The following is a 22,913-nucleotide window of genomic DNA, read 5'->3' on the forward strand; positions in this document are numbered from 1 at the left end:
CCCGGTTTTCGCATGATGGTGGCCCAGACAGGCCTTGCCTGCCAGCGATGGAGGGCGCTGCTCAGGCCTTGAGCGGCACGATGGTCTGGTCGATGGCGCCGAAGATGCTCTGGCCGTCCTTGCCCTTCATCTCGATGCGGATGGTGTCGCCGAATTGCATGAACTCCGTACTGGGCTTGCCGTCCTGGATGGTCTCGATGGCGCGCTTCTCGGCGATGCAGCTGTAGCCCTTGGGCCAGTCGGTCTTGCCGTTGGCGCCGGTCACGCCCTTGTTGCTCACCGTGCCGGAGCCGACGATGCTGCCGGCGCGCACGTTGCGCGTCTTGCAGACGTGGGCGATCAGCTGGCCGAAGTGGAAGGTCATCTCCGGGCCGGCCTCGCACATGCCGACCTTGCGGCCGTTCCAGCTGCTTTGCAAGGTGTTGGCCAGGCGCCCGCCCTCCCATGCATCGCCCAGTTCGTCGGGCGTGACGGCCACAGGGCTGAAGGCCGTGGCCGGCTTGCTCTGGAAGAAGCCGAAGCCCTTGGCCAGTTCGGCCGGGATCAGGTTGCGCAAGGACACGTCGTTGGCCAGCAGCACCAGGCGGATGCCGTCCAGCGCCTGCTCGGGCGACGTGCCCATGGCGACGTCGCCGGTGATGACGGCGATCTCGGCCTCGAAGTCGATGCCGAAGGCCTCGCTGGGCACGACCACGTCGTCGCAGGGGCCGATGAAGTCGTCGCTGCCGCCCTGGTACATCAGCGGGTCTTCGTAGAAAGTCTGGGGCACCTCGCTGCTGCGCGCCGCGCGCACCAGCTCCACATGGTTGATGTAGGCCGAGCCGTCGACCCACTGGTAGGCGCGCGGCAGCGGTGCCATGCACTGGGCCGGATCGAAGGGAAAGGCGTGGCGCGCCCTGGACGGGGACGAGGCGCCGTCGCCAGCGCGGTTCAAGGCCTCGTACAGGTCCTGCAGCTGCGGCGAAATGAAGCCCCAGTCGTCCAGCGCCTGCTGCAATTTGCCCGCAATGCCGGTCGCATAATGGGCCGTGCTCAGGTCACGCGAGACCACGACCAGCTGGCCATCGCGCGAACCATCCTTGTACGTCGCAAGCTTCATGGGAATTGCCTCGGATCAGGGCTTGCGCTACAGTCCGCCGGACCATTACGCATTGTGAAATGAATTTACCTAATCGTAATTCTAGCGGAAGTCCCCTCCCATGACGAAAGAACGCGCCGGCATCCAGTCGGTGGAAGTCGGCTTCGGCCTGCTCGATGTGCTGGCCAAGGCGCCGGGGCCGCTGATGCTGCGTGACCTGGCCGCCGCCGCCGGCATGAGCGCGGCCAAGGCGCACCGCTACCTGGTCAGCTTCCAGCGGCTGGAACTGGTCGCGCAGGACGAGGGCACGCGCTACGACCTGGGGCCGGCCGCGCTCAAGCTGGGCCTGGCCTCGCTGTCGCGGCTGGACGCGATGCGGCTGGCGCGCGCGCGCATCGCCGCCCTGAGGCAGGACATAGGCCATACCCTGGCCCTGGCGGTCTGGGGCAACCACGGCCCGACCATCGTGCACTGGGAAGAGTCGCCGCAGGCGGTGACGGTGAACCTGCGCCTGGGCGACGTCATGCCGCTGCTGTCATCCGCCACCGGGCGCTGCTTTGCGGCCCATGCCTCGCGCGAAGCCATCGCCTCCATGCTCAAGGACGAGATCGCCCGCGCCCAGAAGCAGGGCCGCAGCGATGTGCCCTTGTCGCTGGCCCAGGCCCGTGCGGTGTTCGACGAGGTGCGCCAGCGTGGCGCGGCCCGCGTGGTCGACGTGTTGCTGCCGGGCATCGTGGGCTTTTGCGCGCCGGTGTTCGACTCCGATGGCCACATGGTGCTGGGCATGGTGGCCCTGGGCCCCAATGGCATTTTCGATGCGGCATGGGGCGGCGCGGTCGATGCGCCGTTGCGCGCGGCGGCGTCCCAGCTCTCCAGCGATCTGGGCCACGCGGGATGAACTCCGGGCTGCGGTGGCGTCCGTTCGCGGCGCTGACCGCGGCAGTCACCGCCGCGCACCTGCTGGTCCTGCGCGCCGTGCCCGACGCCTTGCGGCCCGCCGATGCCCCGGTGCTGCGCCTGGTCACCCGCAGCATCGAGGCTCCGGCACCGCCCTCCATCGCCGTACCAGAGGAAAAGCGGCCCGTAGCCCCCGTCAAACGGGCGCTGGCAGCTACAAAATCAATAGCGTCAGGAGCCTCCCCGCCGGCAGCAGCCACGCCGCAGGAAGCGCCGGCAACGCCGGTGCCGGTGGCGGCCGACGCCCTGCCACCGCCCGAAGCCGCAGCGCCGGCAGCGGGCGCTGCGCCACTGCGCGAGCGCACGGCGCCAGCCAGCGTCTTTGCCGTGCCTGGCTCGGTGCAGCTGCGCTACGCCGTCACGGCCCAGGCGCGCGGCGGCCTGTGGCAGGGCAAGGCACTGCTGGTTTGGCGCCACGACGGCAGCCAGTACGACAGCCGGCTGGAGATCAGCACCTTGCTGCTGCCCACCCGCGTGCAGCGCAGCACCGGCCGCATCGATGCCAGCGGCCTGGCGCCGCTGCGCTTTTCGGACAAGGCGCGCAGCGAGGAGGCCGCGCATTTCGAGCGCGACAGGGGCCGCATCGTCTTTAGCAGCAACCGGCCCGAAGCGCCCCTGCTGGCCGGCGCGCAGGACCGCCTGAGCGTGATGCTGCAACTGGGCGCCATGCTGGCCGGCGAACCGGCGAAGTACCCCGTCGCCACCACCATCGAAATCCAGACCGCCGGCACGCGCGATGCGGAGCTCTGGCTCTTCACCGTGCAGGAGAGCGAAGAGCTGCAATTGCCCGGCGGCCCACTGGCTGCCGTCAAGCTGCTGCGCAACCCGCGCAAGGAGTTCGACCAGACGGTGGAACTGTGGCTGGCTCCCGCCATGGACTACGTGCCCGTGCGCCTGCGTCTGACGCAAGCCAATGGCGATTGGCTGGACCTGCAGTGGTCGGCCACCGACAGGTTTTAGACATCCTTTGGCCTACTGTGGGTTCCATACGAGGTCCGGAATGGCGAACCGGTCCACCTTGAAACCGGTTCGAACGTTGCTATCTGTAGCAGCAGAAGGATGTACACAATGCAAATGCTCTATGACTCCGACTCGTTTGTCGTCGTGCACATGCAGGCCAATGAACCTGTGGACGGCGAACCGGCACCTCGCCTGGCCCGGCATGGCTTCGAGATCGTCGACAAGCGCTCCAACAAGGAGGTCTATCTCGACGGCACCTGGGCCGAGGCCTTCCAGCGCCAGATCACCGCCTGGCAGGCCAACACACCCACGCAGGAAGAAGTCGAAGAAACATTGGGCGGCTACGCCGAACTGGCGCAAAACCCGCTCGTGATGCACTGAATGGCCCCCACGCCAACTCACTACGTGTAGTTGTCTGCCCCCCGAGGGGGCCTCCGCGGCTAGGGGCGGCCCGTCGCCGCTCATGGCTGTCGTAAGTAGAACCTGCGGTAGAGCGGCTCGACCAGCACCAGCACGGCCACCAGGCGGCAGACCTGGAAAGCGGTGACCACCGGCACCCCCAGTTGCAGCACCTTGGCGGTGATGGCCATCTCGGCGATCCCGCCGGGTGAGGTGCCCAGGATCAGCGTGGCCGGATGCAGGCCCGTAAGCCACGCCAGCAGGCTCGCGAAGCCCGCGCACAGCGCGATCATCACCACCGTCCCCACCGCCACCGATGCCAGCCAGCGCGGCGCCGTGTGGACGAACTCGGCGCGAAAGCGCACACCCAGGCTGACACCGATCACCAGCTGCGCCGCATTGGTCAGCCACTGCGGCACGGCCGACAGCTCGGTGCCCGTCATCGTCAAGCCCATGGCCACCAGCAGGGCGCCCATGAACCAGGGATTGGCGCGGCCGGTCTTGTCCATCAGCCAAGCGCCTGCGCCCGTGGCCAGGGCCAGCAGGGCCAGGCCGGGCCACTGCACCTGGCGCGGGCCGGGCAGGGTGGCGTCCAGGCCGTGCAGGCCGCTGTAGGTGAAGGCAAAGGGGATCAGCAAGGTGACGATCAGCAGGCGCAGGCTGTGGGCCGCGGCAACCAGGTCGGTGCGGCCGCCCACGCGCTCGGCCAGCAAGGTCATCTCGGAAGCGCCGCCGATGGCGCCGGCGAAGTAGCTGGTGGCACGGCGCTCCTGGTCGGTGCCCGGCATGCGCCCTTCCAGGCTGCGCTGCAGCCAGCGGCCGGACAGCCAGCCCAGGCCCAGCGCCCAGGCGACGGCCAGGGCGATCGCCCACCACAGCGTGCCCACCAGGGCCGTCACCTGCGGCGTGAAGTACAGGCCCAGCGCGGTACCGATGGTCCATTGGCCGGCATTGCGCAGCGGGCCCCAGCTTTGCGTGGGCGCACCCAGCACCGAGGCCAGAGCGGTGGCGACCAGCGGACCAATCATCCAGGGCAGCGGTGTCTGGAGCCAGACGCACAACAGCGCGGCGGCCAGGGCCAGCGCCAGCGTGAGGGCCGTGCGTGCGGCGAAGTGAAAGGTCATGCGAAAGGGACGGGCATCGCGCGGGCGCGAGCCGCTAGTATCCCCGCATGCACCGCGCCGCCGCTGTCATCCTGCTGTCGCTGCTGCTCGCCGCCTGCGCCATCCAGCCAGCGACCGAGCCGGTCGATGTGTTGCTGCTGGGCGAGCAGCATGACGCGCCTTCGCACCAGGAGCAGCATCGCCAGGCCGTCCAGGCGCTGGCCGACCAGGGCGCGCTGGCGGCGCTGGCGCTGGAGATGGCCGAGCAAGGCCGGTCCACCGCGGGCCTGGCGCGCGATGCCACCCCGGCTGCGGTGCAGGCCGCGCTGCAATGGAACGACAAGGCCTGGCCCTGGGCTGCCTATGGGCCGGCGGTGCTGGCGGCGGTGCGCGCCGGCGTGCCGGTGCTGGGCGCCAATCTGCCACGCAGCAGCATGCGCACCGCCATGGGCGACGCCACACTGGACCGCTTACTCTCGCCTGCCGCGCTGCAGGCCCAGCAGACGGAGATTCGCAGCGGCCACTGCGGCCTGCTGCCCGAAACCCAGATCCTGCCGATGACGCGCATCCAGCTGGCCCGCGACCGCACCATGGCCCAGGTGCTGGCGCAGGCCGCCGTGCCCGGCAAGACCGTGGTGCTGCTGGCCGGCGCAGGCCATGTGGAGCCAGCCCTGGGCGTGCCCCAGCACCTGAGCGCCACGCTGCGCGTGCGCGCGCAACGCTGGCCGGCGCAGCCGCCCCAGAAGGACTATTGCGAGGAGCTGCGCCGCCAGATGGCGCCGGCGAAGTGAGGTCGCCGGCGCCTGCGGTTCAGGCGTGCTTCTTGATCGAGTCCGCCAGCGTGTTGACCAGTGTGTCGATGTGCGACTTCTCGACGATGTAGGGCGGCGCGATCACCAGCACATCGCCGGCCGGGCGCACCAGCGCGCCCTTGTGGAAGCAGTCGATGAAGATGTCGTAGGCGCGCTTGCCCGGCGTGCCGGCAATGGGGGCGAGTTCCACCGCCGCGGCCAGGCCCAGGCTGCGGATGCCGATCACGTTGGGCAGGCCCTTGAAGGTGGAATGGAAGGCGTCGCCCAGCACCTTGCCCATTTCGCCGGCGCGCTGGAACAGGTTCTCCTGCTTGAACAGGTCCAGGGTGGCAATCGCCGCGGCGCAGGACACCGGGTGGCCTGAGTAGGTGTAGCCGTGGAAGAACTCGATGACGTGCTCGGGCGCGTCGGTCTTCATCATGGCGTCGTACAGCTTGTCGCGGCAGATCACGCCGCCCAGCGGAATCACGCCGTTGGTCACGGCCTTGGCGAAGTTGAGCATGTCGGGCACCACGCCGTAGTAGTCGGCGCCGAAGTTCGTGCCCATGCGGCCAAAGCCGGTGATGACCTCGTCGAAGATCAGCAGGATGCCGTGCTTGTCGCAGATCTCGCGCAGGCGCTTCAGATAGCCCTTGGGCGGCAGGTACCAGCCGGCGCTACCGGCCACCGGCTCGACGATGATGGCCGCCACATTGGACGGGTCGTGCAGCGGCAGGATGCGGGTTTCCAGCTCGCTGAGGTAGTCCTCCTTGGACTCCGGTTCCTGGTTGTGGATGTAGGCGTTGGCCGGGTCGTGGATGAAGCGCATGTGGTCCACGCGCGGCAGCAGCGAGGTGCCGAACACCTTGCGGTTGGCCGGGATGCCGCCCACGCTCATGCCGCCGAAGCCCACGCCGTGGTAACCCTTCTCGCGGCCGATGAAGATGTTGCGGTGGCCCTCGCCGCGGGCGCGGTGGTAGGCCAGGGCCACCTTCATCGAGGTGTCGGCCGCTTCCGAGCCGGAGTTGCAGAACAGCACCTTGTTGAGGTCGCCGGGCGCCATCGCGGCGATCATCTCGGCGGCCTTGAAGGCCTTGTCGTTGCTGACCTGGAAGGCGGTGGCGTAATCCAGCGTGTCCAGCTGCTTCTTGATCGCCTCGTTGATCGTCGCGCGGCGGTGGCCGGCGCCCACGCACCACAGGCTGGAGATGCCGTCGATGACCTTGCGGCCGTCGTGCGTGGTGAACTCCATGCCGTCGGCGCCGACGAAGACGCGCGGGTCCTTCTTGAAGCCGCGGTTGGGGGTGAAGGGCAACCACTGGTTGTCCATGTTGAAGTCGTTGAAGGCCATGGCGGGGCTCCTGCTATGCAAAGGCGCAAAAGCCTATTCTGGCACCGCCGGGAAACCCGCCGCGGCAGTCAACAACGCCGCCTGCGACAATTCGAGGGCTATGACCAACGCCTACATCCTGACCCTGTCCTGTCCCGACCGGCCCGGCATCGTGCATGCCGTGTCGGGTTTCCTGCTGGAACGCGGCGGCAACATCGAAGAAGCCGCCCAGTACAACGACCACGGCACCGGTCTGTTCTTCATGCGGGTGCAGTTCGCCTGCGGCCAGCTGACGTTCGAGGATCTCAAGGCGCAGCTGCAGTTCTTTGCCGAGCCCTTGCAGATGGTCTGGCAACTGCACGCCACCGACCAGCCCATGCGCACCGTCATCCTGGTCAGCAAGGAAGGCCACTGCCTGAATGACCTGCTGTTCCGCTGGAAGAGCGGCCTGCTGCCGGTGCAGATCACGGCCATCATCTCCAACCACCGCGAGTTCTACCAGCTGGCGGCCAGCTACAACGTGCCCTTCCACCACATCCCGGTGACGGCGGCGACCAAGGCCCAGGCCGAGGCCAAGCAGTTCGAGATCATCCAGGCCGAGGGCGCCGAGCTGGTGGTGCTGGCGCGCTACATGCAGGTGCTGTCGGACGACCTGTGCCGCAAGCTCTCGGGCAAGGCCATCAACATCCACCACAGCTTTCTGCCCAGCTTCAAGGGCGCCAAGCCTTACTACCAGGCGCACGACCGCGGCGTCAAGCTGATCGGCGCCACCGCCCACTACGTGACGGCCGACCTGGACGAAGGCCCCATCATCGAGCAGGACGTGGCCCGCGCCGACCACAGCAAGACGGTGGAAGGCCTGACGGCCATGGGCCGCGACACCGAGAGCCAGGTGCTGGCCCGCGCCGTCAAGTGGCACAGCGAGCACCGGGTGCTGCTCAATGGCCATAAAACCGTCATATTCAAATGACCCCCCGAAGCGCCTACGGCGCCTCCCCCCAAGGGGGGCGCCACCAGCGGCCCGGCAAAGCCGGATCCGCGGTGGCCCACTGAAAGACGTCGGCATCATGACGGCGAGGATTCCGCCGATCCAGTGCCTGCTCACTTTCGAGACGCTGGCCCGGCTGCGCTCGGTCACGCTGGCGGCCGACGAGTTGCATGTGACGCCCAGCGCGGTGAGCCACCGTGTCCGCCAGCTCGAGCAGATCATCGGCACCAAGCTGTTCGGCCGCGCCGACTTTTCCCTGACCACCGAGGGCAGCGAGTACCTGGCCCATGTGCGCGAGGGCCTGGCCAGCCTGGAGCGCTTTCCGGGGCGCGATGGCGTCGGCACCAAACGCAAGCTGCGGGTGGCGGTGACGCCGACCTTCTCGCGCTCGGTGCTGATGCCGCGGCTGCGCGGCTTCATCGAGGCCTATCCCGAGATCGACCTGATGCTGCAGGTCTCCATCCCCCTGCTGGACGTGGTGGCCGAGGACGCCGACCTGGTGGTGCGCTTTGGCACGGGCCGCTACGCCGACATGGAGCACCTGTGCCTGATGACCGACGAGGTCACGCCGCTGGCCTCGCCGGCCTACCTGCGCGAGAACGGGCCCTTCGACAGCATCGAGGAATTGCAGGCGGCCAAGCTGATCAAGAGCCCGCTGGAGCCCTGGCGCACCTGGTTCCTGGCCCATGGCGTGGACGCCGGAGAGCCGGGTGAAGGCTCGTCCTTCAACGACATCGGCCTGATGTGCGACGCCGCGGCCCAGGGTCTGGGCATCGCCCTGGTGCGCCTGAAGCTGGGCCAGCCCTGGCTGGACAACGGCTCGCTCGAGCGGATCTCGCCGCGCAACGTGCCCAGCCCGCATGCCCACTACCTGTGCTGGCGCACCGGCGCCATGGACCGCTGGGAGTGCGCGGCCTTTGCCGACTGGCTGAAGAAAAGCCTGGGCTAGGCCGGCGCGGCCACGCCCGCGTTGTTATCAAGTTGTCACGGAAGCTGCAGATGATGGGCGGTTTATCTGCCCGCACAGCCCATGACCACAAGCTTCGACCCCGCATCCCCGTCCTTCACCGCCGCCCGCATTTCCGCCCTGTACGTGGCCCTTCTGGGCCGGGCCGCCGACAAGCAGGGCCTGGCTTTCTGGAGCGAAAAGCTCAACGCCGGAATGGGGCTGGACGGCCTGGTCAACGCCATGCTGGCCAGCACCGAAGCGCAGGCGCGCTTTGGCGGCGCGCAGGGCCAGGACCTGATCGCCGCGATCTACCGCGGGGCATTCAACCGCGAGCCCGAGGCGGCCGGCCTGCAATACTGGTCGGCGCTGCTGGCGGGCAAGGGCGGCGACGCCGGCGCTTTCGTCAACGCCATGCTGGCGCCCTTGATGGCCAACACGCCGGGCAACACCGACCAGCAGGCTTTCGCCAACCGCGTCGAGGCGGCGCTGTACTTCACGCAAACCACCACGCAGCCGGTGACGGCGCAATCGGCGCGCAGCGCCATCCAGAACGTCACCGCCGACCCCGCCACCCTGGCCTCGTCCATGAAGGCCACCGACCAGGGTCCGGCAGCGGCAGGCGGCGGCGGTGGCGGCAGCCCCGTCGAAACGCATGGCACGGCGCCGCTGGACTTTCTGCCCAATGCGGGCAGCACCGGCGGTTCGTCCGATGCCTCCACCGCCTTGGCGCTGGGCGGCAACACCATGCTGGTGGCTGACGACGAAGCCAGCGTGCTGCGCGTGTACTCGCGCGACGGCGGAGCGGCGATCAAGGAAATCTCGTACGCTGCCTACCTGGGGACCGGTGGCGAAACCGACCTGGAAGCGTCGGCACGCATCGGCGACACCCTGTACTTCGTGGGCTCGCATGGCAACAACAAGAGCGGCGCCGACCAGAACAGCCGCGAAGCGATCTTCTCCGCCACCGTCTCGGGCAATGGCGCGGCCACCACGCTGGCCTTCACCGGGAAGTACCTGGCGCTGGAGACCGACCTGGTGGCCTGGGACCACGGCAACACGCACGCCAAGGGCGTGGACTATTTCGGCTTCCAGGCCAGCGCCGCAGCGGGTGCGCCGGAGCGCGACGCCGGACTCAGTATCGAAGGGATGACGTTTGCACCCGGCAACAGCGCCCTGTGGCTGGCGTTGCGCGCACCGGCCACCGGCGGCGCGGCGCTGCACAAGGCGCTGATCGTGCCGGTGAGCAACATCGATGCCGTGCTTGCCGGCACCGCCGCACCGGTTTTCGGTACGGCCATCGAGCTGGACCTGGGCGGCCGTGGCATCCGCAGCATCGACAAGAATGGGGCGGGCCAGTACCTGATCGTGGCCGGCCCGACCGGCGCTGCCAGTGCCGACGTCGCCAACGACTTCCGTCTCTACACCTGGGACGGCAGTAGCGATGCCCAGGGCCAGGCCCTGCACCTGGTGCAGCGCAGCGCCAACCTGGACGCGCTGCTGGCCGGCACCGGCGGCTCTTTCGAGACCATCGTCGAGGTGCCCGACAACCTGGGCGACGGCAGCTGGGTGCAGTTGCTGCAGGACAACGGCGACACCGTCTGGTCCAACCAGACGCAGGTGTCCAAGGACCTGGCGCCGGGCCTGCAGCATTTCAACGGCAACTGGGTGCAGCTCGGTGGCACGGCCGCCGCCGACACCGCTGCGCCGCTGCTGGTGCGCAGCACGCCGGCCGACAACGCCACCGGCGTCGCCGCCGCCGGGACCGTGGTGCTCACTTTCAATGAAGCCGTGCATGCGGGCAGCGGCAACTGGCTGCTCAAGTCCGGCGTGACCACGTTGGCCACGCTGGCGGCCAACGATGCGCGCCTGTCCTGGGACTACAACACCGTCAGCTTCAATGGCTCGGCCCTGCTGGCCGCCGGCCAGTCGTACACGCTGGAAATCGCCTCCGGCGCTGTGGTCGACGCGGCAGGCAATGCCTTCGCCGGCCTGGCCGGCGCAGCCGCCATCGACTTTGGCACCGCGTCGGGCGCCACCGCGCTCGCGGCGGGCGACATCGCCTTCGCCGGCTACAACACCGACGCCGGCACGGACGCCTTCAGCTTCGTCCTGCTCAAGAGCGTGACGGCCGGCACGGCCGTGCGCTTCACCGACAAGGAGTGGACCGGCAGCGCCTTCAACAGCGGAGAGGGCGACCTGTTGTGGACGGCCGCCAGCACGCTGTCCGCCGGCACGCTGGTGACGATCCAGCCCGACCTGGGCAAGCCGCTGGCCAGCACCGGCACGCTCACTGGCAGCGGCGGCGGCCTGGGCAAGACCGGCGAGCAGATGTTCGCCATCACCGGCACCGTCGCCGCGCCCGGCAGCTTCCTGGCCGCCCTGGGCATGGGCGCGCCCAACGGCGGCCTGGCGGCCAGCGGCGCCGACCTGGACAAGACCTCCTTCGTGCCAGCCGGCCTGACGCTGGGCGGCAACGCGGTGAATCTGCCTTTCGTCAATGCGAAGTACACGGGCACGCTGACCGGCACAGCCGATGAACTGCGCGCCGCGCTCAACACTGCGTCCAATTGGACCGACCTGGGCGCCGCCACGCCGGCGACCGTGACCGGCAACCAGCTGCAACTGGGCTACGCCAGCCTGACCGTGCAGCCGGCCACCACCGTGCTGACCGCCGGCGACCTGGTCTTCCTGGGCATCAATACGGACAGCACCGACGCCTTTGCCTTCATGGTCACCAAGGCCCTGACGGCCGGCACGCAGATTGGCTTCACCGACCGCGACCACGTGACGGCAACGGGCATCCCCGCCAGCGGCGAATCGGCCTACATCTGGACCGCCGACCAGGCTTATGCCGCCGGTACTGTCATCACCATCCAGCCCGACGTGGCGGGCACCTCCAACCCCATCGCATCGCATGGCAGCACGCTGGGCAAGGGCGGCGGGCTGAGCGCTTCGGGCGAGACCCTTTTGGCCTTCCAGGGCAGCATTGCCGGCCTGGCAACCGGCGCTGCCGGCGCGGTCACTGTCGTCAGCTTCCTGGGCGGCATCAACGCCGGCGGCGCGGCGGCCGGCGATGCGCCCGCCGGCATCACGCTGCAGACGTTCGCCCTGGACGACGCGGTTTACACCGGCAGCCGCAGCGCTGCGGACATCGCAGCGTTCAGGGCCTTGGCACTGGATGCGGCGAATTGGTCGTCCAGCGACACGGTGCCGGTGACGCTGACCGGCACGCCGGCGGTCAACTTCTTTGCCTGAGCCCCTGGTTTAGGGGAGATCGGCCCCTGGCCCCCGGCCGCAGGACGAAGCGCGCTCTTTTTTCGATAGCAAACGCCGTCCCGTGGCGGCGGGCTTGGCGCGCGGTTCGGCGGGTGGACGGGCAGCCCGCTACAGTGCCATCCCATGCGCACAACCCCCAGCGCCCCTGGCACCCCGGCCCAGCGGCGCCTTTCTTCCACACCCTTGCGCTGGTCCCTGTGGACCTTGCTGCTGGCGCTGGTCGCCTCACTGCTGGTCACCCTGGTCTGGCTGGCCGGCCGCTACGAGGCCAGCCAGGTGCAAAGCAAGCTCGAGCGCGACACCGGCGACGCCCTGGGCGACATCCGCTCGGCCCTGACGCGCAACGTCCAGACTCTGCAGGCCCTGCAGGCGGGCACGCCCACGCCGGCCAGCTGGTCGGCCGAGGCGCAGCGTCTGCTGCGCGAACACCGCGAGTGGATCCGGCTGGAATGGCGCGACCCGCAGCTGGCGACGCTGGCCGCTGCCGACACGCCGTTTCGCACGCCGGTGTTCGCCCGCCTGGGCCGCACCAATGCGCAGGCCGACGTGGCTCTGGCCTGCGCCAACGCGCGGCGCATCAGCGGCTCGGGCTATTCGGCCAGCTACTTCCTGCCGCAAAGCGACGGCCTGGGCCTGGAGGTGATGGAGCTGTGCCTGCCGCTGGTGACGGCCGGTCAGCTGCAGGGCTACGCCGTCGCCACCTATTCGCTGGCCGAGATCCTGGCGGACCTGGTGGGCCCGCAGCTCACGCGCAGCCAGGAGGTCTCGCTCACCGAGGCCGACGGCACGCGGCTGGCCATGCATGGCGCGGCGCGGCGCGGCAGCCGCATCTTCACCTCGCAGCAGCTGCTGGACCTGCCTGGCAACACCATGGTGCTGCGCATGGACAGCTGGCGTGCCGCGCCCGACCTGTTTCCCAACGTGCTGACGGCCCTGGTCACGCTGATGTCGATCGCGCTGGTGTCGGTGCTGGCCATGCTGGGCAAGGACATGCGGCTGCGCCAGCGGGTCGAGCACGACCTGGCCGAGGCCCTGGCCTTTCGCAAGGCGATGGAGGATTCGCTGGTGACCGGCCTGCGCGCGCGCGACCTGGAGGGCCGCATCACCTACGTCAATCCGGCCTTTTGCGAGATGGTGGGCTTCACGCCCGAAGAGCTGATGGGCCATGCCACGCCCGCGCCCTATTGGCCGCCCGAACTGGCCGGCGAGTACCAGAAGCGCCAGGCCGTGCGCCTGGCCGGCGAGCATGCGCCGCCGCGCGAGGGCTTCGAATCGATCTTCATGCGCAAGGACGGCTCGCGCTTCCCGGTGCTGATCATCGAGGCGCCGCTGATCAACGCGCAGGGCATGCAGACCGGCTGGATGAGCGCCTTCCTCGACATGAGCGAGCAGCGCCGCGTGGAGGAGATCTCGCGCGCCAGCCAGGAGCGGCTGCAGGCCACGGCGCGCCTGGCCACGGTGGGCGAGATGGCCTCGCTCTTGAGCCATGAGCTGAACCAGCCGCTGGCTGCGATCTCCAGCTATGCCACCGGCTCCATCAACTTGCTGCGCGCCGACGCGGCGGCCGACTCGGGCATCGGCCTGGCCATGCAGCGCATCGTCGAACAGGCCGAGCGCGCCGGCAAGGTGATCAAGAGCGTGCACGACTTCGTGCGTCGCCGCGACCAGGAGCGCGAGCCTGTCACCCCGCAGGCGCTGATCGACGCCATCATGCCGCTGGTGGGCCTGCAGGCGCGCAAGCTTGGCGTGGGGGTCAACACCCGCGTGCAAGACGGCCTGCCGCCGGTGCTGTGCGACCGCACCATGGTCGAACAGGTGTTGCTCAATCTCGCGCGCAACGCCATGCAGGCCATGGACCAGGCCCATGTGCGCACGCCCTCGCTGGTGATCCAGGTGCGGCGCGCGCCGGGGCCGGGCAGCGGCGGCAAGGACTGGCTGGAGTTCTCGGTGGCTGACCGCGGGCCCGGTATTGCGCCGGAGGTGCAGCAGCAGCTGTTCACGCCTTTTTTCACCACCAAGGCCGAGGGCATGGGCCTGGGCCTGTCGCTGTGCCGCACGGTGGTGGAGCAGCATGGAGGGTTTCTCGGCTTCGAGCCCAACACGCCGCAGGGTACGATTTTCAGATTCACGCTGCCGGTCCATGCCGCCAGCACCCCGTCCAGCGCCCTTTCCTCCCCCACCGCCTGATGCAACCTGCCTTCAACGCCACCGTGTTCATCGTCGACGATGACGCCAGCGTGCGCGAGGCCCTGGCCTGGCTGCTGCGCTCGCGCCACCTGCCCAGCGAGAGCTTCGCCGGCGGCGACGAATTCGAGGCCATGCTCGGGCGCGGCTTCACGCCGTCCCAGCCCTGCTGCCTGCTGCTGGACGTGCGCATGCCCGGCGTCAGCGGGCTGGCGCTGTTCGACAAGCTGGCCGCGCGCGGCCTGGTCGAGGTGATGCCGGTGATCTTTCTGACCGGCCATGCCGACGTGCCGACGGCGGTGGACCTGGTCAAGCGCGGCGCCTTCGACTTCTGCGAGAAGCCGTTTTCCGACAACGCCCTGGTCGACCGCATCGAGCAGGCGCTGGCGTGCTCGGCGCAGGTGCTGGCAGGGGTGCAGCAGCGCCAGCGCCTGCAGTCGCGCCTGGGCGAACTGACCGACCGCGAACGCGACGTGATGCAGCTGGTGGTGGGCGGCCTGCCCAACAAGCTGATCGCCGACCAGTTGGACATCAGCGTGCGCACGGTGGAGGTCCACCGGGCCCGCGTGTTCGACAAGATGGATGTCAAATCGGCCGTTGAGCTGGCCAATTTGCTACGAAATCTGTAGCGTTACAGGTCCATTTGCCGGGGTCTGGAGGCTATTTTCCCTCTGAATCGGGGCTCTCGGGCGGCGGCGCGGCGGCCAGCTCTCCCTTGTTGCGGCCCGAGAACATCGTCCACCAGACGATGAGCACGAGCAGCACCAGCGCGAGCAAGGCTTCAAGCAGAATCAGCAGCATGAACTATTTCCCGGTGTTGGCGGCCATTGTAGGAATGCTTGCCGGCTGCAGCAGCGTGCGGCTGGACGAAGCGCCCGCCCCCGCACCGCCGGTGGCAGCACCTGCAGCGCCATCCACCGTGCCGCTGCCATCCGCCATCACCCAGGGAAAGAGCCGCTGGCAGCCGGTCGCCTGGAGCGCCTTGCCAGGCTTCAACGACGACGCCCTGCACGAGGCCTGGAATGCCTGGCTCAAGAGCTGCGAGCGGCCCGGCCCGGCCTTTGCGGCGCTGTGCCCGCAGGTGCGCCAGCTGTCCATCGCCACAGCCGCCGAACAGCGCGCCTGGATGCTTCAGGCCTTGCAACCCTACCGCGTCGAGCCGCTGCAGGGCTCGGCCGATGGCCTGCTCACCGCCTACTACGAGCCCTTGCTCGACGCCAGCCGCCGGCAGAGCGCCAGCAACGGCGTGCCGCTGTACGGACTGCCGGCTGGCTATGGCCAGAAGAAGCCCTGGTACAGCCGCCAGGAGATCGACACCCTGCCCGAAGCGCGTGCTGCATTGCGCGGCCGTGAGATCGCCTGGATGGCCGATCCGCTGGATGCGCTGGCGCTGCAGATCCAGGGCTCCGGGCGCATGCGCATCAGCGAAGCCGACGGCAGCGTGCGCACGGTGCGGCTGGCCTTTGCCGGCAGCAACGACCATCCCTACCGCAGCGTGGGCGGCTGGCTGCTGCAGCAGGGGGCTCTGCGCGACGCCTCCTGGCAGGGCATCAAGGCCTGGGCCCAGCAGAACCCGCAGCGCGTCAACGAGATGCTGTGGAGCAACCCGCGCACCGTGTTCTTCCGCGAAGAGCCCTTGAGCGAGCTGGATGCCGGCTTCGGCCCGCGCGGCGCGCAAGGTGTGGCGCTCACGCCGGGCCGCTCGATCGCGGTCGACAAGGACAGCATCCCTTACGGCACGCCGGTCTGGCTGGCCTCGCCGGGACCGGTGCTGGGCCTGCAGCGGCTGGTGCTGGCACAGGACACGGGCAGCGCCATCACCGGCGCGGTGCGGGCCGATTACTTCGTCGGTTGGGGCCCGCAGGCGGGCGAGCTGGCCGGCCGCCTCAAGCAGTCCTTGCAGCTGTGGGTGCTATGGCCGCGCTGAAGACCCTGGTCCCCGCCGCCGCGTTGGCCCTGCTGGTGGCGGGCTGCGCCGGCTGGCCTGCGCAGGAGACGCGGCCGCGCTACACCTGCGAGCACGGCATGGCGTTTGTCGTGCGTTTTGTCGATGACACGGCGGTGCTCGATGGCGGGCCGCAGGGCCGTGACCTGCTGCTGCGCGATGCCGGCGGCCTGACACCGCAGCAGCAGGTCTACAGCAGCCCGCGCATGCGCGCCGAGTTCGGCCTGGGTGCCAGCGGGCGCGAGGCCAGGCTGCACTACCCCTTGCTGCCGCTGACGGTGCGCTGCGTGCGCGACTGAGCAGGCGCTGGCGCACCCAGGTGCGCCAGCGGCAGAGCGCTGCTGGCCTTGACCTCGCCCAGCGAGAAGCTGGTGTGCAGGTCCTTCACATTGGGCAGGTTGATCAGCACCTTGCGGGCGAACTGCGAGAAGCTGTCGAGGTCGCGTGACACGACCTGCAGCTCGAAGGTGCCGGCGCCGCTGATGTAGTGGCAGGCCACGATCTCGGGGATCTGGCGGATGGCCTCTTCCATCTCGCGCGTCAGTTCGCCGGTGTTGCGGTTGGCGTCCAGGCGCACGAAGGCCAGCACGCCCAGGCCGATCTTGTGGCGGTCGATCTCGGCGTGGTAGCCCTTGATGAAACCGGCCTCCTCCAGCGCCCGCACGCGGCGCCAGCAGGGCGCGGCCGACAGGCCTACGCGCTGCGCCAGCTCGGCGTTGGTCAGGCGGGCGTCGGCCTGCAGCTCGTTCAGGATCAAAAGATCAAACTTGTCGAGTGTTTCCATGAATGCCTGTTTTGAGAAAGATCCTTTCTCATCCTAGGCGAATTCGGGCATGGAAAGCAAAGACTTATCTGCGGTACGGGCATACACTTTGCATTCCCTTAGAGGAGGCGCCCTAGCCGGGCAAGCCATCGCGCCAGGCCATCAGGCCGGCATTTCCCAGGCAGTCTTTGGAGACAAGACCACCCATGAACGCACCGCTACCCGACCACATCCGCAAGGCCCTGGAGACCGTCACGCTGGATGACAAGTACTCACTGGACTACGGGCGGGCCTTCATGAGCGGGGTGCAGGCGCTGGTCAAGCTGCCCATGCTGCAGCGCCTGCGCGATGCGCAGCAGGGCAAGAACACGGCCGGCTTCATCAGCGGCTACCGCGGCTCGCCGCTGGGCGGCTATGACCAGGCGCTGTGGAAGGCCAGCAAGTACCTGAAGGCGCAGAACATCGTCTTCCAGCCCGGCGTCAACGAGGAGCTGGCCGCCACGGCGCTGTGGGGCACGCAGCAGCTGGGCTTCACGCCCCAGGAGACGCACAAGTTCGATGGTGTGTTCGGCATCTGGTACGGCAAGGGCCCGGGCGTGGACCGCTGCTCCGACGTCTTCAAGCACGCCAACATGGCGGGCACCACGCCCTGGGGCGGCGTCATCGCCGTGGCCGGCGACGACCACGTGGCCAAGAGTTCCACCGCTGCCCACCAGAGCGACCACATCTTCAAGGCCTGCGGCCTGCCGGTGTTCTTCCCGGCCACGGTGCAGGAAATCCTCGACCTGGGCATCCATGCCTTCGCCATGAGCCGCTTCTCCGGCGTCTGGGCCAGCATGAAGACCATCCAGGAGATCGTCGAGTCCAGCGCCACGGCCATGATCGATCCCGAGCGCATCGACATCAAGATCCCGACGGATTTCCAGATGCCGCCCGGTGGCCTGCACATCCGCTGGCCCGACACCGCGCTGGAACAGGAAGCCCGCCTGTTCGACTACAAGTGGTACGCCGCCCTGGCCTACATCCGCGCCAATCGCCTGAACTACAACGTGATCGAAGGCCCGAACGACCGCTTCGGCCTGATCGCCAGCGGCAAGGCCTACAACGACACCCGCCAGGCCTTGCTGGACCTGGGCCTGGACGATGCCAGCTGCCGCCAGCTGGGCATCCGCCTGCACAAGGTGGGCGTGGTCTGGCCGCTGGAAGCCCAGGGCACGCGCGAATTTGCCACCGGCCTGCGCGAGATCCTGGTGGTGGAAGAAAAGCGCCAGGTCATCGAATACCAGGTGAAGGAAGAGCTGTACAACTGGCGGCCCGATGTGCGGCCCAACGTGATCGGCAAGTTCAACGAGGTCGAGGGCGACTTCTCCGGCGGCGAATGGTCCATGCCCAATCCCACGGCCCACACCCTGCTGCGCGCCAACGCCGACCTGTCGCCAGCCCTGATCGCCCGCGCCATCGCCCATCGCCTGAAAAAGCTCGGCCTGGACGGCGCCATGGCCGCGCGCATCGACGCCCAGCTGGCCATCCTGGAGGCCAAGGAGCGCTCCATGCAGGTGCTGGAAGTCAAGGGCGAGCGCCAGCCATGGTTCTGCTCGGGCTGCCCGCACAACACCTCGACGGTGGTGCCCGAGGGCTCGCGCGCCATGGCCGGCATCGGCTGCCACTTCATGGCCACCTGGATGGACCGCGCCACCGTGGGCTTCACCCAGATGGGCGGCGAGGGCGTGCCCTGGGTCGGCCAGCAGCCTTTCAGCAAAGAGAAGCATGTCTTCGCCAACCTGGGCGATGGCACCTACTTCCACAGCGGCTCGCTGGCGATCCGCCAGTCCATCGCCGCCGGCGTCAACATCACCTACAAGCTGCTGTACAACGACGCCGTCGCCATGACCGGCGGCCAGCAGGTGGGTGAGCGGCCCGAGGGCCATTCGGTGGTCCAGATCGCCCACAGCCTGGTGGCCGAGGGCGTGGCCAGGCTGGTGGTGGTGACCGACGAGCCGGAGAAATACACGGTGGCCAAGCTGCCGCCGGGCATTGAAGTCAAACACCGTGACGAACTGGACCGCGTGCAGCGCGAGTTCCGCGAGATCCCTGGAACCACGGCCATCATTTATGACCAGACCTGCGCCACAGAGAAGCGCCGTCGCCGCAAGCGCGGCGCCATGGTCGACCCGGCCGTGCGGGTGGTCATCAACGACCTGGTCTGCGAAGGCTGCGGCGACTGCAGCGTGCGGAGCAACTGCCTGTCGGTGGAGCCGCTGGAGACCGAGTTCGGCCGCAAGCGCACCATCAACCAGAGCAGCTGCAACAAGGACACCAGCTGCCTCAAGGGTTTTTGCCCCAGCTTCGTCACCGTCGAGGGTGGGCAGCTGAAAAAGAAGGCCAAGGACAAGGCGGTCTCGCCCTTCTCGCTGGGCGCGCTGCCCGAGCCGCAGCTGCCGGCCATAGCTGGCGCCTACGGCATCGTGGTGGCCGGCGTTGGCGGCACCGGCGTCATCACCATTGGCCAGCTACTGGGCATGGCCGGCCACATCGAGGGCAAGGGCATCGTCACCCAGGACGCGGCCGGCCTGGCGCAAAAGGGCGGCGCCACCTGGAGCCATGTGCTGGTCGGCGAGCGCGCCGAGGACATCCGCACCACCCGGGTGAGCATGGCCGGTGCCGACCTGATCATCGGCTGTGACCCCATCGTCACCGCCGGCAAGGAGACGGTGCTGCGCATGCGCGAGGGCCGCACCCACGTGGCGCTCAATTCGCACAGCACGCCCACCGCCGCCTTCGTCACGAACGCCAACTGGGCCAATCCGGCCGATGCCTGTGTGGCGGCGATCGCCGACGCGGTCGGCCCGCAAGGCATAGGCGCCTTCAATGCCGATGCGGCTGCCACCAGGCTGATGGGCGACAGCATCTACACCAACCCGATGATGCTGGGCTACGCCTGGCAAAAGGGCTGGATCCCGCTGGGCCTGGAGTCGCTGATGCGGGCCATCGAGCTCAACGCGGTGGCGGTGGACAACAACAAGGCGGCCTTCGAGTGGGGCCGGCGCGCCGCCCACGACTGGGCCTCGGTGGAGCAGCACCTGGCCCCGGCCCAGGTGGTGGAGTTCAAGAAGCGCGAGACCCTGGACACCCTGGTGGCCCGTCGCGTCGAGTTCCTCTCGGCCTACCAGGATGCCGCTTATGCGCGCAGCTACCGGGACTTCGTCGAGAAGGTCCGGTTGGCCGAGCAGCCCCTGGGCAAGACCGCGCTGGCCGAGTCGGTGGCGCGTTACCTGTTCAAGCTGATGGCCTACAAGGACGAGTACGAGGTGGCGCGCCTGCATACCGAGACCGGTTTCCAGGAGCGCATTGCCGCCATGTTTGAGGGTGACTACAAGATCAACTTTCACCTTGCGCCGCCCATGACCGCCAGGCGCAACGAGAAGGGCGAACTGCAGAAAAAGAAGTTCGGCCCAACCATGTCGGTGGCTTTTCGCGTGCTGGCCAGGCTCAAGGGCCTGCGCGGCACGGCCTTCGACCTGTTTGGCCGGACCGAAGAGCGGCGCAGCGAGCGGGCCCTGATCGCCCGCTACCGGCAAAGCATTGAGCATGTGCTCACATCGCTGGACGCCGGCAAGCACGCACTGGCCCTGGAGATCGCCCGCCTGCCCGAGCAGATCAAGGGCTTCGGCCACGTCAAGGAGCGCAACCTGGCTGCCGCCAGCCAACGCTGGGACGTCCTGTTGGCGCAGTGGGACGCGCCCGCGCAGCAACGCCAGGCCGCGTGAGGGCGCTTGTCCGGGCCCGCGCTGCACCCTTTTGCAGCGCGGGGTTACAGCGGGCGGCGCGAGGGCCCCGGCATACAATCCGTTTCTTCGGCCGGCGACAGGCATGCTTCATGCTGTCCGCCGCCGGCGCATCCCTGTTCTGTTCTGGAGACAACGTGTTCATTTCTTCCGCTTTTGCCCAAACCGCACCCGCTGCCGCCGCGGGCGGCGACATGCAGTCGTCTCTGATGAGCATGCTGCCGCTGGTCCTGATGTTTGTGGTGCTGTATTTCGTGATGATCCGGCCGCAGATGAAGCGCCAGAAGGAACACCGCAGCATGATCGAGGCGCTGGCCAAGGGCGATGAAGTGGCGACCTCGGGTGGCCTGATCGGCCGGGTCACCAAGCTGGGCGACAGCTACGTCAGCGTGGAAGTCGCCAACGGCGTGGAAGTCCAGCTGCAGCGCAGCGCCGTCGTCCAGGTCCTGCCCAAGGGCACCGTCAAATAATCCAAAGACAGGGGTGCCGCGCACCCGTGTTTTCAGCTTGTTGCTATGAACCGATACCCGGTCTGGAAGTACGCGATCATCGTCATCGCGCTGCTGGTGGGGGCGATCTACACCCTGCCCAATTTCTTTGGTGAAGCGCCGGCGGTGCAGGTCTCCTCGGCCAAGTCCACCATCAAGGTCGACGCCATCACGCAGGCGCGCGTCGAACAGGCGCTGGCCGCCGCGGCGGTCAAGCCCGAGGCGATCACGCTGGACGCCAACTCTGTCAAGGTGCGCCTGGACAGCAGCGACACCCAGCTCAAGGCCAAGGATGCGATCCAGAAGGCGCTGACGCCCGATCCGGCCGATCCCGGCTATGTGGTGGCGCTGAACCTGTTGTCGGGTTCGCCCAAGTGGCTGTCGGCATTGCGGGCCGCCCCCATGTACCTGGGCCTGGACTTGCGCGGCGGTGTCCACTTCATGCTGCAGGTGGACATGCAGGCGGCGCTGACCAAGAAGGCCGAATCGCTGGCCGGCGACCTGCGCAGCCTGCTGCGCGAAGGCAATGTCCGCCACGGCGGCATCGCCCGCAATGGCCAGGCCATCGAAGTGCGGTTCCGCGACAGCCAGACGCTGGAAGCGGCCAAGAAGGTGCTGGCCGACCAGTTCCCGGACCTGCAGGCCGCAGAGGTGGCCGAGGGCACGGACTACAAGCTGACGGCGACGATCAAGCCGGAAGCGGCGCGCCGCATCCAGGAGCAGGCGCTCAAGCAGAACATGGTCACCCTGCACAACCGGATCAACGAGCTGGGCGTGGCCGAGCCGGTGATCCAGCAGCAGGGCCTGGACCGCATCGTGGTGCAGCTGCCCGGGGTGCAGGACACGGCCAAGGCCAAGGACATCCTGGGCCGCACCGCGACCCTGGAAATGCGCCTGGTCGACGAAAGCTCGGAAGCGCGATCGGCCGAACTGGGCACCGGCCCCGTGCCCTTTGGCGCCGAGCGCTACCTCGAGCGCGACGGCCGGGCCGTCATCCTCAAGAAGCAGGTCATCCTCACCGGCGACAGCCTGACCGATGCCCAGCCCGGCTTCGATTCGCAGAACCAGCAGCCCAAGGTCGATCTGACCGTGGACGCCAAGGGCGGCCGCATCATGCGCGACGTCAGCCGCGAGAACCTGAAAAAGCGCATGGCCATCCTGCTGTTCGAAAAGGGCAAGGGCGAGGTCCTGACCGCGCCCGTGATCCAGGGCGAACTGGGCAACCGCTTCCAGATCTCCGGCTCGATGACGGTCAGCGAAGCCAGCGACCTGGCCCTGTTGCTGCGCGCCGGCTCGCTGGCCGCGCCGATGGAGATCGTCGAGGAGCGCACCATTGGCCCCAGCCTGGGCGCCGAGAACATCCAGAAGGGCTTTTACAGCGTGGCCGCGGGCTTCGCGGTGATCTGCGTCTTCATGGGCCTGTACTACATGCTGTTCGGCGTGTTCTCCGGTATCGCCCTGGCCGTCAACCTGCTGCTGCTGGTGGCGGTGCTGTCGATGCTGCAGGCCACCCTGACCTTGCCGGGCATGGCGGCCATGGCCCTGGCGCTGGGCATGGCCATCGACTCGAACGTGCTGATCAACGAGCGGGTGCGCGAGGAATTGCGCAACGGTGCCTCGCCGCAGGCAGCCATCCATGCCGGTTATGACCGCGCCTGGGCCACCATCCTGGACTCGAACATCACCACGCTGATCGCCGGCATCGCCTTGCTGGCCTTCGGCTCCGGGCCGGTGCGCGGTTTTGCCGTGGTCCATTGCATCGGCATCCTGACCTCCATGTTCTCCGCCGTGTTCTTTTCGCGTGGCCTGGTCAACCTCTGGTATGGTCGGCAAAAGAAGCTCAAGGCCGTGTCGATCGGCACAGTCTGGCGCCCCGAAACGGGCAGCGCCATCACCAAGACTGAGTGAGGAGAACAA

19 protein-coding genes are annotated in these 22,913 nt (G+C 68.3%); 14 read left to right on the forward strand and 5 right to left on the reverse strand.

Annotation, left to right across the window (positions count from 1 at the left end):
- Positions 1-61: 61 nt before the first annotated feature.
- Positions 62-1,099, reverse strand: a complete 1,038-nt coding sequence (locus tag Q0632_RS12870; RefSeq protein ID WP_298930366.1) for a fumarylacetoacetate hydrolase family protein — start codon at positions 1,097-1,099, stop codon at positions 62-64.
- A 100-nt stretch (positions 1,100-1,199) separates the two neighbouring features.
- Here Q0632_RS12870 and Q0632_RS12875 point away from each other — a divergent pair, with 100 nt between their 5' ends.
- The 3 genes from Q0632_RS12875 (at position 1,200) to Q0632_RS12885 (ending at position 3,376) form a co-directional block, all read left to right on the forward strand.
- A complete protein-coding gene (locus Q0632_RS12875; protein WP_298930368.1) occupies positions 1,200-1,976 on the forward strand; it encodes an IclR family transcriptional regulator in 777 nt (258 codons plus the stop codon).
- Positions 1,973-2,995, forward strand: a complete 1,023-nt coding sequence (locus Q0632_RS12880; protein WP_298930372.1) for a DUF3108 domain-containing protein — start codon at positions 1,973-1,975, stop codon at positions 2,993-2,995. Before Q0632_RS12875 ends, Q0632_RS12880 begins: the two co-directional genes overlap by 4 nt.
- 108 nt (positions 2,996-3,103) lie before the next feature.
- Positions 3,104-3,376 carry a DUF3567 domain-containing protein gene (locus Q0632_RS12885; RefSeq protein WP_298930374.1) on the forward strand — a complete coding sequence of 91 codons (273 nt, stop codon included), beginning with the start codon at positions 3,104-3,106 and terminating at the stop codon, positions 3,374-3,376.
- Positions 3,377-3,456: 80 nt separating this feature from the next.
- On the opposite strand, the gene Q0632_RS12890 is transcribed toward Q0632_RS12885, so the two are convergent.
- Positions 3,457-4,518 (reverse strand): AbrB family transcriptional regulator, encoded by a 1,062-nt coding sequence (locus Q0632_RS12890; RefSeq protein WP_298930377.1) that lies wholly within the window; start codon positions 4,516-4,518, stop codon positions 3,457-3,459.
- A 47-nt stretch (positions 4,519-4,565) separates the two neighbouring features.
- Here Q0632_RS12890 and Q0632_RS12895 point away from each other — a divergent pair, with 47 nt between their 5' ends.
- A complete protein-coding gene (locus Q0632_RS12895) occupies positions 4,566-5,288 on the forward strand; it encodes a ChaN family lipoprotein (protein WP_298930380.1) in 723 nt (240 codons plus the stop codon).
- Positions 5,289-5,307: 19 nt separating this feature from the next.
- On the opposite strand, the gene Q0632_RS12900 is transcribed toward Q0632_RS12895, so the two are convergent.
- Positions 5,308-6,639: an aminotransferase class III-fold pyridoxal phosphate-dependent enzyme gene (locus Q0632_RS12900; RefSeq protein WP_298930383.1), complete on the reverse strand. Its 1,332-nt coding sequence runs from the start codon at positions 6,637-6,639 to the stop codon at positions 5,308-5,310.
- A gap of 100 nt (positions 6,640-6,739) precedes the next feature.
- Here Q0632_RS12900 and purU point away from each other — a divergent pair, with 100 nt between their 5' ends.
- From purU to Q0632_RS12925, 5 genes are all read left to right on the forward strand, one after another.
- A complete protein-coding gene (gene purU, locus Q0632_RS12905) occupies positions 6,740-7,588 on the forward strand; it encodes a formyltetrahydrofolate deformylase (RefSeq protein ID WP_298930386.1) in 849 nt (282 codons plus the stop codon).
- Positions 7,589-7,685: 97 nt separating this feature from the next.
- Positions 7,686-8,555 carry a LysR substrate-binding domain-containing protein gene (locus tag Q0632_RS12910; protein WP_298930389.1) on the forward strand — a complete coding sequence of 290 codons (870 nt, stop codon included), beginning with the start codon at positions 7,686-7,688 and terminating at the stop codon, positions 8,553-8,555.
- An 81-nt stretch (positions 8,556-8,636) separates the two neighbouring features.
- On the forward strand, positions 8,637-11,810 hold the full coding sequence (locus Q0632_RS12915; RefSeq protein ID WP_298930392.1) for a DUF3616 domain-containing protein: 3,174 nt from the start codon (positions 8,637-8,639) through the stop codon (positions 11,808-11,810).
- Between the two features lie 144 nt (positions 11,811-11,954).
- Positions 11,955-14,018: an ATP-binding protein gene (locus tag Q0632_RS12920; RefSeq protein ID WP_298930397.1), complete on the forward strand. Its 2,064-nt coding sequence runs from the start codon at positions 11,955-11,957 to the stop codon at positions 14,016-14,018.
- The gene (locus Q0632_RS12925) at positions 14,018-14,644 is read left to right on the forward strand and encodes a response regulator (protein ID WP_298930399.1); all 627 of its coding nucleotides are present in this window, start codon (positions 14,018-14,020) and stop codon (positions 14,642-14,644) included. The genes Q0632_RS12920 and Q0632_RS12925 overlap by 1 nt, the downstream gene beginning before the upstream one ends.
- Positions 14,645-14,675: 31 nt before the next feature.
- Here the strand turns inward: Q0632_RS12925 and Q0632_RS12930 are convergent, their stop codons facing one another.
- A complete protein-coding gene (locus Q0632_RS12930) occupies positions 14,676-14,816 on the reverse strand; it encodes a hypothetical protein (RefSeq protein ID WP_298930402.1) in 141 nt (46 codons plus the stop codon).
- On the opposite strand from Q0632_RS12930, the gene Q0632_RS12935 reads away from it, so the two are divergent.
- Together Q0632_RS12935 and Q0632_RS12940 are read left to right on the forward strand one after the other, a co-directional pair.
- Positions 14,749-15,942, forward strand: coding sequence for an MltA domain-containing protein (locus Q0632_RS12935; protein WP_298930703.1), 1,194 nt, complete (start codon positions 14,749-14,751; stop codon positions 15,940-15,942). The genes Q0632_RS12930 and Q0632_RS12935 overlap by 68 nt on opposite strands.
- On the forward strand, positions 15,930-16,259 hold the full coding sequence (locus Q0632_RS12940; RefSeq protein WP_298930405.1) for a hypothetical protein: 330 nt from the start codon (positions 15,930-15,932) through the stop codon (positions 16,257-16,259). The genes Q0632_RS12935 and Q0632_RS12940 overlap by 13 nt, the downstream gene beginning before the upstream one ends.
- Here Q0632_RS12940 and Q0632_RS12945 read toward each other — a convergent pair.
- A complete protein-coding gene (locus Q0632_RS12945; RefSeq protein ID WP_298930408.1) occupies positions 16,217-16,744 on the reverse strand; it encodes an Lrp/AsnC family transcriptional regulator in 528 nt (175 codons plus the stop codon). The genes Q0632_RS12940 and Q0632_RS12945 overlap by 43 nt on opposite strands.
- A 185-nt stretch (positions 16,745-16,929) precedes the next feature.
- Here Q0632_RS12945 and Q0632_RS12950 point away from each other — a divergent pair, with 185 nt between their 5' ends.
- The 3 genes from Q0632_RS12950 (at position 16,930) to secD (ending at position 22,904) form a co-directional block, all read left to right on the forward strand.
- Positions 16,930-20,490 carry an indolepyruvate ferredoxin oxidoreductase family protein gene (locus Q0632_RS12950; RefSeq protein ID WP_298930412.1) on the forward strand — a complete coding sequence of 1,187 codons (3,561 nt, stop codon included), beginning with the start codon at positions 16,930-16,932 and terminating at the stop codon, positions 20,488-20,490.
- A gap of 155 nt (positions 20,491-20,645) precedes the next feature.
- Complete coding sequence (yajC, locus tag Q0632_RS12955) at positions 20,646-20,978, forward strand: preprotein translocase subunit YajC (protein WP_298930415.1); 333 nt, start codon at positions 20,646-20,648, stop codon at positions 20,976-20,978.
- Positions 20,979-21,023: 45 nt separating this feature from the next.
- Complete coding sequence (secD, locus tag Q0632_RS12960) at positions 21,024-22,904, forward strand: protein translocase subunit SecD (RefSeq protein ID WP_298930418.1); 1,881 nt, start codon at positions 21,024-21,026, stop codon at positions 22,902-22,904.
- Positions 22,905-22,913: the final 9 nt, after the last annotated feature.

Source organism: uncultured Ramlibacter sp. (genome assembly GCF_936925435.1).
GTDB lineage: Bacteria > Pseudomonadota > Gammaproteobacteria > Burkholderiales > Burkholderiaceae_C > Ramlibacter.

Bases quoted from the DNA above. Each gene is read 5' to 3' on its own strand.
- Q0632_RS12870 (WP_298930366.1), bottom strand. From the start codon at position 1,099: ATGAAGCTTGCGACGTACAAGGATGGTTCGCGCGATGGCCAGCTGGTC.
- Q0632_RS12875 (WP_298930368.1), top strand. From the start codon at position 1,200: ATGACGAAAGAACGCGCCGGCATCCAGTCGGTGGAAGTCGGCTTCGGC.
- Q0632_RS12880 (WP_298930372.1), top strand. From the start codon at position 1,973: ATGAACTCCGGGCTGCGGTGGCGTCCGTTCGCGGCGCTGACCGCGGCA.
- Q0632_RS12885 (WP_298930374.1), top strand. From the start codon at position 3,104: ATGCAAATGCTCTATGACTCCGACTCGTTTGTCGTCGTGCACATGCAG.
- Q0632_RS12890 (WP_298930377.1), bottom strand. From the start codon at position 4,518: ATGACCTTTCACTTCGCCGCACGCACGGCCCTCACGCTGGCGCTGGCC.
- Q0632_RS12895 (WP_298930380.1), top strand. From the start codon at position 4,566: ATGCACCGCGCCGCCGCTGTCATCCTGCTGTCGCTGCTGCTCGCCGCC.
- Q0632_RS12900 (WP_298930383.1), bottom strand. From the start codon at position 6,639: ATGGCCTTCAACGACTTCAACATGGACAACCAGTGGTTGCCCTTCACC.
- purU (WP_298930386.1), top strand. From the start codon at position 6,740: ATGACCAACGCCTACATCCTGACCCTGTCCTGTCCCGACCGGCCCGGC.
- Q0632_RS12910 (WP_298930389.1), top strand. From the start codon at position 7,686: ATGACGGCGAGGATTCCGCCGATCCAGTGCCTGCTCACTTTCGAGACG.
- Q0632_RS12915 (WP_298930392.1), top strand. From the start codon at position 8,637: ATGACCACAAGCTTCGACCCCGCATCCCCGTCCTTCACCGCCGCCCGC.
- Q0632_RS12920 (WP_298930397.1), top strand. From the start codon at position 11,955: ATGCGCACAACCCCCAGCGCCCCTGGCACCCCGGCCCAGCGGCGCCTT.
- Q0632_RS12925 (WP_298930399.1), top strand. From the start codon at position 14,018: ATGCAACCTGCCTTCAACGCCACCGTGTTCATCGTCGACGATGACGCC.
- Q0632_RS12930 (WP_298930402.1), bottom strand. From the start codon at position 14,816: ATGCTGCTGATTCTGCTTGAAGCCTTGCTCGCGCTGGTGCTGCTCGTG.
- Q0632_RS12940 (WP_298930405.1), top strand. From the start codon at position 15,930: ATGGCCGCGCTGAAGACCCTGGTCCCCGCCGCCGCGTTGGCCCTGCTG.
- Q0632_RS12945 (WP_298930408.1), bottom strand. From the start codon at position 16,744: ATGGAAACACTCGACAAGTTTGATCTTTTGATCCTGAACGAGCTGCAG.
- Q0632_RS12950 (WP_298930412.1), top strand. From the start codon at position 16,930: ATGAACGCACCGCTACCCGACCACATCCGCAAGGCCCTGGAGACCGTC.
- secD (WP_298930418.1), top strand. From the start codon at position 21,024: ATGAACCGATACCCGGTCTGGAAGTACGCGATCATCGTCATCGCGCTG.